Origin of the sequence: Lysobacter sp. BMK333-48F3 (genome assembly GCF_019733395.1) — a bacterium.
GTDB lineage: Bacteria > Pseudomonadota > Gammaproteobacteria > Xanthomonadales > Xanthomonadaceae > Lysobacter.
The window spans coordinates 4,280,983-4,293,134 of the sequence record NZ_JAIHOO010000001.1; the positions used below are offsets into that span (position 1 = coordinate 4,280,983).

At 69.4% G+C, this 12,152-nt stretch carries 7 protein-coding genes and 1 pseudogene; 4 read left to right on the forward strand and 4 right to left on the reverse strand.

Annotation, left to right across the window (positions count from 1 at the left end; translation table 11 throughout):
• Both K4L06_RS18465 and K4L06_RS18470 read left to right on the forward strand, forming a co-directional pair.
• Positions 1-1,346 (forward strand): amino acid permease (locus tag K4L06_RS18465; RefSeq protein WP_221672787.1); only part of this gene is annotated, 1,346 nt, incomplete at its 5' end.
• 120 nt (positions 1,347-1,466) lie between these two features.
• On the forward strand, positions 1,467-1,862 hold the full coding sequence (locus K4L06_RS18470; RefSeq protein WP_221672788.1) for an NUDIX domain-containing protein: 396 nt from the start codon (positions 1,467-1,469) through the stop codon (positions 1,860-1,862).
• Positions 1,863-1,871: 9 nt separating this feature from the next.
• Here the strand turns inward: K4L06_RS18470 and K4L06_RS18475 are convergent, their stop codons facing one another.
• The 4 genes from K4L06_RS18475 to K4L06_RS18490 form a co-directional block, all read right to left on the reverse strand.
• Entirely contained in the window at positions 1,872-2,651 is a 780-nt protein-coding gene (locus K4L06_RS18475) for an NAD kinase (protein ID WP_221672789.1), read from the reverse strand.
• Positions 2,652-3,066: 415 nt separating this feature from the next.
• Positions 3,067-8,121, reverse strand: coding sequence for an NAD-glutamate dehydrogenase domain-containing protein (locus tag K4L06_RS18480; RefSeq protein WP_221672790.1), 5,055 nt, complete (start codon positions 8,119-8,121; stop codon positions 3,067-3,069).
• Positions 8,111-8,371, reverse strand: a complete 261-nt coding sequence (locus K4L06_RS18485; protein ID WP_221672791.1) for a hypothetical protein — start codon at positions 8,369-8,371, stop codon at positions 8,111-8,113. Before K4L06_RS18485 ends, K4L06_RS18480 begins: the two co-directional genes overlap by 11 nt.
• Positions 8,372-8,383: 12 nt before the next feature.
• Positions 8,384-9,544: an acyl-CoA dehydrogenase family protein gene (locus K4L06_RS18490; RefSeq protein WP_221672792.1), complete on the reverse strand. Its 1,161-nt coding sequence runs from the start codon at positions 9,542-9,544 to the stop codon at positions 8,384-8,386.
• A 413-nt stretch (positions 9,545-9,957) separates the two neighbouring features.
• On the opposite strand from K4L06_RS18490, the pseudogene K4L06_RS18495 reads away from it, so the two are divergent.
• Positions 9,958-10,887 (forward strand): annotated as a pseudogene (locus tag K4L06_RS18495) (metalloregulator ArsR/SmtB family transcription factor); the annotation flags it as partial.
• A 43-nt stretch (positions 10,888-10,930) separates the two neighbouring features.
• Positions 10,931-12,037 carry a homocysteine S-methyltransferase family protein gene (locus tag K4L06_RS18500; protein WP_221672794.1) on the forward strand — a complete coding sequence of 369 codons (1,107 nt, stop codon included), beginning with the start codon at positions 10,931-10,933 and terminating at the stop codon, positions 12,035-12,037.
• The last annotated feature ends 115 nt before the right edge of the window (positions 12,038-12,152 follow it).

A 12,152-nucleotide genomic window follows, 5' to 3' on the forward strand; every position in this document is an offset into this window, starting at 1 on the left:
CCGCTCCGCAGCTCGGCCACGCGCTCAAGTCGCGGCAACTGGTGATGATGGGGTTGGGCAGCGCGATCGGCGCCGGTCTGTTCCTGGGCTCCGGCGTCGGCGTGCAGACCGCCGGGCCGGCGGTGCTGCTGTCGTACCTGATCGCCGGCACCCTGATCATCATCGTCATGCGTGCGCTCGGCGAAATGGCCGCGGCGCGCCCGACCAGCGGCGCGTTCTCGGTCTACGCCGCCGACGCGATGGGCCCGACCGCGGGCGCGACCCTGGGCTGGCTGTGGTGGGTGCAGATCGTCATCGTGGTCGCGGCCGAATCGGTCGGCGCCGCCGGACTGCTGGCGACGGTCTGGCCCGGATTGCCGGTGGCGGCGACCTCGCTGGTGTTCATGACCGCCTTCACCCTGGTCAACCTGCTCGGGGTGCGCAACTTCGGCGAGTTCGAATTCTGGTTCGCGATCCTCAAGGTCGGCGCGATCCTGGCCTTCATCGCCATCGGCGCGGCCCTGCTGCTGGGCCTGCTGCCGGAGGTGGCCTCGCCCGGTCTGGCCAATTTCACCGCCCACGGCGGTTTCGCACCCAAGGGCTGGGCCGGGGTCGGTGCCGCCTTGCTGGTGGTGGTATTCGCCTTCGGCGGCACCGAGATCGTCGCCGTCGCCGCGGCCGAAACCCAGGACCCGGAGCGCAGCATCACCCAGGCGATCCGCACCGTGGCCTGGCGCATCCTGGTGTTCTACGTCGGCTCGCTGGCGGTGATCATCGCGGTGGTGCCGTGGACCAGCGAGGCGTTGAAGTCGCCGTTCGCGGCGGTGCTGGAGGCGGCACGGATCCCGGGCGCAGCCACCGCGATCACCCTGGTCGCGGTGGTGGCGCTGCTGTCGGCGCTCAACGCCAACCTCTACGGCGCATCGCGCATGATTTATTCGCTGGCCCAGCGCCGCGAGGCGCCGCGCTTCCTCGCCCACCTCAGCCGCAGCCAGGTGCCGGTGGCGGCGGTGCTGGCCAGCGTCGCGTTCGGTTTCGTCGCCACCGCGCTGGAGCTGTTGTACCCGGAGAAGGTGTTGCCGGCCCTGCTCAACGTGGTCGGCTCGACCTGCTTGCTGGTGTGGACGCTGTCGCTGCTCTCGCAGTTGATCCTGCGCCGCCGCGCCGATCGCGACGGCACCGCGCTGCCGTTCAAGATGTGGGCGTTCCCGTACGTGACCTGGCTCGGCCTGGGCATCCTCGGCCTGGTCTTCGTCCTGGCCCTGATGACCCCGGGCCCGCGCCTGCAGTTGCTGTCGACCGTGGCCCTGACCCTGATCATCGCCGCGCTGAGCGAGATCGCCCGGCGCCTGCGGGCGCGTTCCTGATGGCGAATTACTTTAAATAAGTAATGTAATCTATTGATTTACATAATTAAGTGACGCGTAACTTAAAGTGATTTCGAGCTACGCCATCGCCGCCGGGCGAGCCATCGCACGGACCAGGGCATGAGCGCCGGCGAACACCGCATCGGCCTGGTCGGCGCCCTGCTGATGCGCGACGGCCAGGTCCTGCTCGGGCTGCGCGCCGGTTTCAAGCGCCTGGCGCCGAACCGCTGGGACATGCTCGGCGGCCATGTCGAGCCCGGCGAATCGCCGGAGCAGGCCTTGCGCCGCGAGCTCGAAGAAGAAGCCGGCGTGCGCATCCGCGCCTGCGCCGAGCTGGCCGAACTCGAGCGCGGCGGCATCGCACTGCGCGTCTACCGCGTCGACGCCTGGGACGGCGAGCCGCAGGCCTGCGGCGACGAGCACCGCTGCCTGCACTGGTTCGAGCCGGCGCAGGCGGCCGAGCGGCCCGACCTGTCCGATCCCTGGATGCGCGAGCTGCTGTTGAAGCTGGTTTGAGTGCCGGCCTCAGCCGCTGGTGAACTGCTCGATCAGCATCCGCTCTTCGAGGTTGTGCTCGCGGTCGAACAGCAGGGTCACGGTGCGGTCGCGCGACTCGCGGATCATCACCTCGACCACGTCGCGCACCTCGTGCGAATCGGCGGTGGCGCTGACCGGGCGCTTGTACGGGTCGAGCACGCGGAACTTGACCTCGGTATCGGCCTTGAGCAGCGCGCCGCGCCAGCGCCGCGGCCGGAACGCGGCGATCGGAGTCAGCGCGATCACCGCCGAGCCCAGCGGCAGGATCGGCCCGTGCGCGGAGAAGTTGTAGGCGGTGCTGCCGGCCGGGGTGGCGACCAGCACGCCGTCGCAGATCAGCTCGTCCAGGCGGGTCTGGCCGTTGAGGTCGATGCGCAGGTGCGCGGCCTGGCGGGTCTGGCGCAGCAGCGAAACCTCGTTGTAGGCCAGCGAGCCGAAGGTCGCGCCGGACTCGGTCTGGGCCACCATCTCCAGCGGCCGCAACACCGCCGGCTCGGCCACCGCCAGGCGTTCGAGCAAGCCGTCGCCGGCATCGGCGTACTGGTTCATCAGAAAGCCGACCGTGCCCAGCTTCATCCCGTACACCGGCTTGCCGAGCGCGCCGTGGCGGTGCAGGGTCTGCAGCATGAAACCGTCGCCGCCGAGCGCGACCAGGACGTCGGCATCGCCAGGTTCGTGCTGGCCGTGCCGCTGCGACAGGACCGCGAGCGCGCGCTGGGCGTCGTCGGTGTGACTGGCGAGGAAGGCGATGCGGGGCGTCGCGGTCATCGGCGGCTCCGTGAACAGGCCGCCAGCATAACCCGCCGACCGTGGCGGTTTCCGCACGCTGCGTCGCGCCTCGCCGGCGCCGGCCTGCGGGCGCGTTCCGCAGGACGCGCCGCATCCTTCCAGGGTAGGAGCGGCGCGAGCCGCGACCGCGTCGCCACAGCCACCGCGCAAGCGCCGCATTCCCTGCAGGAGCGGCGTAAGCCGCGGCCGCGCCGGCTCGGTTGCGGCGCCGGCCCGGATCGGCCGTGGTTCTGCGGTCGCGGCTTGTGACCAGAGGGAATCCCTGAGGGACGCCGCTCATACCCCGAAGAGAAGCATGGGCCAGACAACAAAAAGCCCCCTCCCTTGCGGGAGAGGGCTCGATGGCGATCGGTTGCCGCGCGCAGGACCGGCCTGGCGGCCGGTCCTCGCTCGATCAGCCGCGTGCGGCCAGCTGCGACAAGCGCTGCACCGCGACCGAGGCGGTCGGGTAGTCCAGGCTCTTCTGCGCCGCCAGCTCGTTCAACATCGCCAGGGTGAAGCGCAGCGACTGGTCGTCGCGGCCCAGCCACTGCTGCACCTTGGCCTCGGCGGTGGCGCCCGACATCTTCAGCACCTGGCCGACCAGGATCCGCTGCTGGGTCGAGAGCTCCTCGCGCAGCACGCCGCGCGCGACTGCGTGCCAGCGGCCGTCGACCACCAGGGCGTCGATCTGCTCCTGCAGCCACGGCAGGCGCAGCGCTTCGCCGAGGCGGAAGTGGACCTTGGCCACCTCGACCGGCTTGAGCTTGCGCTCGCGGGCCAGTTCGATGATGTCGCAGCTCGGCTCCAGGTACGGCAGCGCCGCCAGCTGCGCCGCCAGCGCTTCCGGCACGCCCTTGGCCTTCCAGTCGGCGTAGGCGGCGTCGTGCGCCGGCCGCTGGCCGTCGCCGAGGATGCCCTTGCCGGCGCGGATGTCCTTGAAGCCGTCGTGGTAACGCTCGACCGCGGTGGTGATGTCCGGAATCGCGCCCGGCCGCGACAGCAGCCAGCGGGTGAACGAGCGCTGCAGGTTCCAGATTACCTGCAGGGCGTCGATCTGGGTCGACTCGGCGACCGCGCCGTCGAGCGCGTCGATCTGCGTCCACAGGGCGCGCGCGTCGAGAGTCTCGCGGGTGATGGTGAAGGCCTTGGCGACTTCGCCCGGGGTGCGGCCGCTGTCTTCCTGCATGCGCAGCAGGAAGGTCGCGCCCATCCGGTTGATGGTCGAGTTGGTCACCGCGGTGGCGATGATTTCGCGCTTCAGGCGGTGGTTCTCCATCGCCTTGGCGTACTTCTTCTGCAGCGGCTCGGGGAAGTAACGGACCAGTTCCTTGGACAGGTAGGGGTCTTCCGGCACGTCCGAATCGAGCATCTGCTGGAACGCCACCAGCTTGGAGTACGACAGCAGCACCGACAGTTCCGGACGGGTCAGACCCTGGCCGCGCGCCTTGCGTTCGGCGATCTCGGCGTCGGACGGCAGGAACTCGATCTGGCGGTCGAGCAGGCCCTGCGACTCCAGGGTGCGGATGAAGTGCTGCTTGGAGCCCAGGCGGCTCAGGCTCATCCGCTCCATCAGGCTGATCGCCTGGTTCTGGCGGTAGTTGTCGTTCAACACCAGGCCGGCCACTTCGTCGGTCATCGACGCCAGCAGCTTGTTGCGCTCGGGCAGGGTCAGCTTCTTCGCCTGGACCTGGCCGTTGAGCAGGATCTTGATGTTGACCTCGTGGTCGGAGGTGTCGACGCCGGCCGAGTTGTCGATGAAGTCGGTGTTGAGCAGCACGCCATGCTGGGCCGCCTCGATGCGGCCGAGCTGGGTCAGGCCCAGGTTGCCGCCCTCGCCCACCGTCTTGCAGCGCAGATCGTTTCCGTTGACGCGCAGGCCGTTGTTGGCGCGGTCGCCGACGTCGGCGTTGGACTCGCTGGAGGCCTTGACGTAGGTGCCGATGCCGCCGTTCCACAGCAGGTCGACCGGGGCCTTGAGGATCGCGCTCATCAGCTCGACCGGGCTCATTGCCGCGACCGCGCCCTCGATGCCCAGCGCCGCCTTGATTTCCGGCGACAGCGGGATCGACTTAGCCGAACGCGGGTACACCCCGCCGCCCTTGCTGATCAGCTTCTTGTCGTAGTCGTCCCAGCTCGAGCGCGGCAGCTTGAACATGCGCTCGCGTTCCTTGAACGTCTTGGCCGCGTCCGGATTCGGGTCGAGGAAGATGTGGCGGTGGTCGAACGCGGCGAGCAGGCGGATGTGCTTGGACAGCAGCATGCCGTTGCCGAACACGTCGCCGGACATGTCGCCGATGCCGACCGCGGTGAAGTCCTGGCTCTGGCTGTCGCGGCCCATCGCGCGGAAGTGGCGCTTGACCGACTCCCAGGCGCCCTTGGCGGTGATGCCCATGCCCTTGTGGTCGTAGCCGACCGAGCCGCCGGAGGCGAAGGCGTCGTCGAGCCAGAACTTGTGCTCGGCGGCGATGCCGTTGGCGATGTCGGAGAAGGTCGCGGTGCCCTTGTCGGCGGCGACGACCAGGTAGGGGTCGTCGTTGTCGTGGCGCACCACGTTCTTCGGCGGCACGATCTTGCCGTCGACGATGTTGTCGGTGATGTCGAGCAGGCCGTTGATGAACATCTTGTAGCAGGCGATGCCTTCGGCCAGCACGGCGTCACGGTCGCCGCCCAGCGGCGGACGCTTGGCGAAGAAGCCGCCCTTCGAACCGACCGGCACGATCACGGTGTTCTTGACCATCTGCGCCTTGACCAGGCCCAGCACTTCGGTGCGGAAGTCTTCGCGGCGGTCCGACCAGCGCAGGCCGCCGCGGGCGACCGGGCCGAAGCGCAGGTGCACGCCTTCCACGCGCGGGCCGTAGACGAAGATCTCGCGGTAGGGCTTGGGCTTGGGCAGGTCCGGCACCTGGGCCGAATCGAACTTGTAGCTGACGTAGCCGCGCTCGCCGCCGTCGGCGGCGCGCTGGTAGTAGCTGGTGCGCAGGGTGGCGTTGATCACGCCGATGAAGCTGCGCAGGATGCGGTCTTCGTCGAGGCTGGAAACGCGGTCGAGCAGGCCCTTGAGCGCGCCCAGGGTCGCTTCGGCCTGGGCCTCGCGCTTGCCGCTGCGGGCGTCGAGCACCGGCTGCAGCACCGCCAGCACCGCGGCGTCGCCGCCGGCGAGCACTTCGAACTGCTCGCGCAGGCGCTCCTGGCCGGCCTTGATCTCGGCCTTGCTCTCGCTGCCGGTGGTCGGGTCGAAGCGGGCTTCGAACAGCTCGACCAGCAGGCGCGCCAGCAGCGGATAACGGCTGAAGGTTTCCTCGACGTAGCTCTGCGAGAACGGCACGCCGACCTGCAGCAGGTACTTGCAGTAGGCGCGCAGCATCGCGACCTGGCGCCAGGACAGGTTGGCGGCCAGGATCAGGCGGTTGAAGCCGTCGTTCTCGGCGTTGCCGCGCCAGATCTGCGCGAACGCGTCCTCGAAGGTCTCGTCGAGGCGGTCGACGTCGATGTCCTGGGTGGTGGTCTCGACCTCGAAGTCCTGGATGTAGACCGGCTGGCCGTCGACGCTCAACCGGTAAGGGTGCTCGGAGATCACCCGCAGGCCCATGTTCTCCATCATCGGCAGCGCGTCCGACAGCGGGATGTCGTCGAGCTGGCGGTAGAACTTGAAGCGCAGGCCGCCCTCGCCCGAACGGGTACGGCACAGGCTCAGGCGCAGATCGTCCGGGCCGCTCAACGCGGCCAGGTGGGCGATGTCCTGGGCGGCGACCGCGGCCGAGACTTCATCGATATAGCCCGCCGGCAAGGCGCGGCCGTAACGGTTGGCCAGGGCCAGGCCCTGCTGCTCGCCGTGGCCGCGGACCAACGCGTCGCGCAGCTCGTCCTGGCGGTTGCGCACGATCTCGGCCAGCTCGGCCTCGATCGCGGCGTTGTCGATCTGCACCGCCTCGCCCGACTTCGGCCGCACGATCAGGTGCAGCTGGGCCAGCGGCGATTCGCCGATGTGCACGGTGGTGTCGACGTGCTCGCCGTGCAGCTTGTCCTTGAGCATCGCTTCCACGCGCAGGCGCACGTCGGTGTTGAAGCGCTCGCGCGGGATGTAGGCCAGGCCGGAGAAGTAGCGGCCGTAGCGGTCGCGGCGCAGGAACAGCTTGCTGCGCACGCGCTCCTGCAGGCCGAGGATGCCCGAGGCGGTCTTGAACAGCTCTTCCTCGCTGGACTGGAACAGCTCGTCGCGCGGCAGGGTTTCCAGCACGTGGCGCAGGGTCTTGCCGCTGTGGCTGTCGGCGGCCAGGCCGGACTGCTGCATCACGTAGGCGTGGCGCTGGCGCACCAGCGGGATGTCCCAGGGGCGGCGGTTGTAGGCGCTGGAGGTGTACAGGCCGAGGAAGCGCTTTTCCGCCACCGGACGGCCTTCGGCGTCGAAGCTCAGCACGCCGATGTAGTCCATGTAGCCCGGACGGTGCACGGTCGAGCGGGCGTTGGTCTTGGTCAGGATCAGCGCGTCGACCGAACCGGACTGCGGCATGTAGTGCGCCGCCAGCGAGGTCAGCGGACGCGGCTTGCCCGCGTCCTTGCCGCGCAGCAGGCCCAGGCCGCTGTCCTTGATCGCGCGCAGCACCTCCTGGCCGCCCTGCTTGACCACCTCGTATTCGCGGTAGCCCAGGAAGGTGAAGTGGTTGTCGGCGGCCCAGTGCAGGAAGGCCTGCGCCTCGCGCTTGCCTTCATCGGCGACCGGCATGCGCTCGCCGACCAGGTCGTCGGCGACCGCGTTCATGCGCTCGCGCATCTGCGCCCAGTCGCGCACGATCGCGCGCACGTCGGCGAGCACCACGTCCAGGGCCTGCTTGATCGCGGCCATCGCCTCCGGCGTCTGGCGGTCGATTTCCAGGTGCATCAGCGACTCGGACACGCCCTGCCCGACCGCGACCAGCTTGCCGGCCTTGTCGCGCTGGAAGGTCACCACCGGGTGGCCGAGCACGTGCACGCCGATGCCCTGGTCGGCCAGGGCCATGGTCACCGAGTCGACCAGGAACGGCATGTCGTCGTTGGCGATCTGCAGCACGGTGTGCGGCGATTCCCAGCCCTGCGCCTTGAGGGTCGGGTTGAACAGGCGCACCAGCGCGGTGCCCGGCTTGCGGTCGCGGGCGAAGTCGAGGAAGTCGGCGGCCAGCGCGGCCCAGCCCTCGGCCGGGTGCTGCGGCAGTTCGTCGCCGCTCATGCGCTTGTAGAACGCCTGGGCGAAGGCCTGGGCCTCGACATGGCGCGCCTTCGGCAGGCGCTTGCGCATGGCTTCGACGATCGGGCCCAGGTCGACGGCCTGCGCTTCGGCCGCCGGCGCGATGCGCGGCGCCTTGGCCGCGGCGGACTTGGCGGCCGGCTGGGTCGCGGCCTGCTTGACCGGGGCTTGCTTGGACGAAGCCGGCTTGGCGGCCTTGGCCGGTTTGGCGGGTTCGGACTTGGAAGCTTTGGTTTTATTGCTCATGGGAACGTTGGCGATCCGGATGGAATGAGGCCCACGCTTTCGCGCGGGCCAAGAGGAAGTCGGTGCGGGGGATGGGGGCGATCGAGGCTTGCAGGGCGGCGATGGACGCGGCGCCGTAATCGAGCGACGCGCCCACGCGGCCGCGCGCCATCGGGCGCGGGCCGGGTACGGCGGCGGCGTTCGCGACGCGCAAGCCCATGCCGCCGTCCTCAGGACAGGCGGTGGGCCGTGACGAGCCGAAACGTTTCATCGGGCTGTGGCTTCAGCGCAGGCCGGTTTCGTTGCGGGCGATGACCAGGCGCTGGATTTCGCTGGTGCCTTCGTAGATTTCGGTGATCTTGGCGTCGCGGAAATAGCGCTCCAGCGGCATTTCCTTGGAATAGCCCATGCCGCCGTGGATCTGCACCGCCTGGTGGGCGATCCACATCGCCGCCTCCGAGGCGGTCAGCTTGGCGATCGCCGCCTCGTTGCTGAAGCGGCCGCCGTTCTTCTCGGCCTGGCCCTTCTGCCAGGCCGCGCGCAAGGTCAGCAGCAGGGCCGCGTCGAGCTTGCACTTCATGTCGGCGATCTTGGCCTGGGTCATCTGGAACGCGCCGATCGGCTGGCCGAAGGCCTTGCGCTCGCGCACGTAGGCCAGGGTCGCCTCGTAGGCGGCGCGGGCGATGCCGATGGCCTGGCTGGCGATGCCGATGCGGCCGGCGTCGAGCACGCCCATCGCGATCTTGAAGCCGTGACCCTCGTCGCCGAGCACGTCCTCGGCCGCGGCGACGTAGTTCTCGAACTCGATCTCGCAGGTGGCCGAGGCGCGGATGCCGAGCTTGGGCTCGGTCTTGCCGCGGTGGAAGCCCGGCTTGGCGGTATCGATCATGAACGCGGTGATGCCGCGCGCGCCCTTGTCCGGGTCGGTCATCGCGAACAGGACGATGTACTTGGCGACCGGGCCGGAGGTGATCCAGCTTTTCTTGCCGTTGATCACGAAGCTGCCGTCGGCCTGCTTGACCGCCTTGCAGCGCATCGCGGTGGCGTCGGAGCCCGACTGCGGCTCGGTCAGGGCGAAGGCGCCGATTTCGCGGCCCTCGGCGATGGCGCGCACGTACAGCTGCTTCTGCGCCTCGGTGCCGAACTTGAGGATGCCGTTGCAGAACAGCGAATTGTTGACCGAGACGATGGTCGAGTGGGCGGCGTCGCCGGCGGCGATCTCGACCATCGCCAGGACGTAGCTGATCGGGTCCATGCCCGCGCCGCCGTACTCGGCCGGCACTTCGATGCCCATCAGGCCGTTCTCGCCCAGGGTGCGGATGTTCTCGAGCGGGAACTCGCCGGTCTGGTCGTGGTGCTCGGCGCTGGGAGCAATCTTTTCCTGGGCGATACGGCGCGCCACGTCCTGGATCATCAACTGCTCTTCGGTAAAGCCAAAATCCACGTCGCACCTCTGCTGGGTTTGAGCGCTGCGGCCGTTCCCCCATCGCGGCGCGCTCTTCGGCGCTGCCGCGTCCCGGAACGACCGGCGCGTTGGTTCTGCGTCCTGGTCCGCGCTCCGTTGCCCGGACCGCGACTGCGAATTGTAGCCGCGCGCGCCGAATAACCCCACCCGTCCGGCTGCCCGGATCTGGCGTCATCCGCGCGCCGCCGGCGCGCTTCAGTCGCCGTTGCGGCTTGCTGCACCGCCGCACGACTTGACCTGGGCGCACGGTCGGCACACACTCATCGCTATATCGCGATACGTTGATGGAAGCCGGGAGTCGTTCACGGGAATCGGGAATCGGAAGAACCCCGCCGCGGCGCCCCGCTTTGCCGTACCGACTCCCCTATTCCCCATTCCCCATTCCCGACCCCATGGATCTCGAAGGCTGGTCCTCCCGACTCAAAGTATTCGCCGACGCCACCCGGGTCCGGCTGCTTGCGCTGCTCGAGCGCGAGGAGCTGACCGTGGCCGAGCTTTCGGCGATCACCCGGCTGGCGCAGCCGCGCGTGTCCACCCACCTGTCCAAGCTCAAGGAAGCCGGGCTGGTGCGCGACCGCCGCGCCGGCGTCTCGGCCTATTACCGTTTCGACGAGGCCGCGCTCGACCAGGCCCAGCGCGCCCTGTGGCAGACCCTGAGCACCGGCAGCGACGACCCGCTGCTGCGCCAGGACGCCGACCGCGTCGCCGCGGTGCTGGCGATGCGCGCCTCCGACCAGAACTGGGCCGATTCGGTCGCCGGGGACATGGAACGCCATTACTCCCCGGGCCGCACCTGGGAGGCGCTGGCGCGCTCGGCCCTGCCGCTGCTGCAGCCCGGCGACGTGCTCGACATCGCCTCCGGCGACGGCGTGCTGGCCGAGCTGCTGGCGCCGCACTCCAACCGCTATGTCTGCCTGGACGCCAGCACCAAGGTCGTGGCCGCGGCCTCCGAGCGCCTGCGCAAGCTGCGCAACGTCGAAGTCCGCGAGGGCGACATGCATGCCCTGCCGTTCGAGGCCGCCAGCTTCGACCTGGTGGTGCTGATGCACGCCCTGACCTATGCCGAACACCCGGCCCAGGCGGTGGTCGAGGCGGCGCGGGTGCTGCGCCCCGGCGGCCGCCTGCTGCTGACCAGCCTGGCCCGCCACGAGCACCGCGGCGCGGTCGAGGCCTTCGGCCACGTCAATCTGGGTTTCGCCGAAAAAGACCTGCAGAAGTTCGCCAACAAGGCCGGCTTCGACATCGTCAGCTGCGAAACCGTGACCCGCGAGCGCCGCCCGCCGCATTTCGAAGTGATCGCCCTGATGGCGCGCAAGCCCGGCGCCGAGCCGGCGCGCAAGCCGGCGAAGAAGTGAGGACCAGCCGATGAAGCAGCTACCGTGGATCCATCCCGAACGCGCCCAGGCCCTGCTGCAGGGGTTGGCGCAGCGCATCCTGGTCATCGACGGCGCGATGGGCACGATGATCCAGCAGCACACGCTGGAGGAAGCCGATTACCGCGGCGAACGCTTCGCCCACGGCTACGACCGGCTGTACCTGGCGCACGGCGACGACCACGTCCACGACGACGGCTGCGGCTGCGCGCGCGACCAGCGCGGCAACAACGACCTGTTGACCCTGACCCGGCCCGACATCATCGCCGGCATCCACCGCCAGTACCTGGAAGCCGGCGCCGACCTGGTCGAGACCAACACCTTCAACTCGACCACGATCTCGCTGGAAGACTACGGGCTGGAACACCTGGCCCGCGAACTCAACCTCGAAGGCGCGCGGCTGGCGCGCGGGGTCTGCGACGAGATCGAAGCGCGCGACCCGTCGCGGCCGCGCTTCGTGATCGGCGTGCTCGGCCCGACCAGCCGCACCGCCTCGTTGAGCCCGGACGTCAATCGCCCCGGCTACCGCGCGATCAGCTTCGATCAGCTGCGCGCGGCCTACCGCGAGGCGGCCGACGGCCTGATCGACGGCGGCGCGGACGTGCTGATGGTCGAGACCATCTTCGACACCCTCAACGCCAAGGCCGCGCTGTTCGCGATCGAGGAAGCCTTCGACGCCCGCGGCGCGCGCCTGCCGGTGATGATCTCCGGCACCATCACCGACGCCTCCGGCCGCACCCTGTCGGGCCAGACCGCCGAAGCCTTCTGGTACTCGGTGCGCCACGTCCAGCCGACCGCGATCGGCTTGAACTGCGCGCTCGGCGCCAAGGACCTGCGCGTGCACATCGACGTGCTGGCGCAGATCGCCGACGCCTGCGTCAGCACCCACCCCAATGCCGGCCTGCCGAACGCGTTCGGCGGCTACGACGAGACCCCGGAAGACATGGCCGGGGTGCTCGGCGAGTTCGCCCGTGCCGGCCTGCTCAACCTGGTCGGCGGCTGCTGCGGCACCAGCCCGGCGCACATCGCCGCGATCGCCCAGGCGGTCGAGGGCGTGGCGCCGCGGGCGCGGCTGCAGCTGATCGACGCGGCGGCATGAGTTTCCACCGCCTTCCCGCGCGCCCTTCCTATCGTCATTCCCGCGAAAGCGGGAATCCAGAGACTTCAAAGCCCTATCGCGATCAAGCCCCGGATCCCCGCTTGCGCGGGGGTGA

Bases quoted from the DNA above. Each gene is read 5' to 3' on its own strand.
- K4L06_RS18470 (WP_221672788.1), top strand. From the start codon at position 1,467: ATGAGCGCCGGCGAACACCGCATCGGCCTGGTCGGCGCCCTGCTGATG.
- K4L06_RS18475 (WP_221672789.1), bottom strand. From the start codon at position 2,651: ATGACCGCGACGCCCCGCATCGCCTTCCTCGCCAGTCACACCGACGAC.
- K4L06_RS18480 (WP_221672790.1), bottom strand. From the start codon at position 8,121: ATGAGCAATAAAACCAAAGCTTCCAAGTCCGAACCCGCCAAACCGGCC.
- K4L06_RS18485 (WP_221672791.1), bottom strand. From the start codon at position 8,371: ATGAAACGTTTCGGCTCGTCACGGCCCACCGCCTGTCCTGAGGACGGC.
- K4L06_RS18500 (WP_221672794.1), top strand. From the start codon at position 10,931: ATGAAGCAGCTACCGTGGATCCATCCCGAACGCGCCCAGGCCCTGCTG.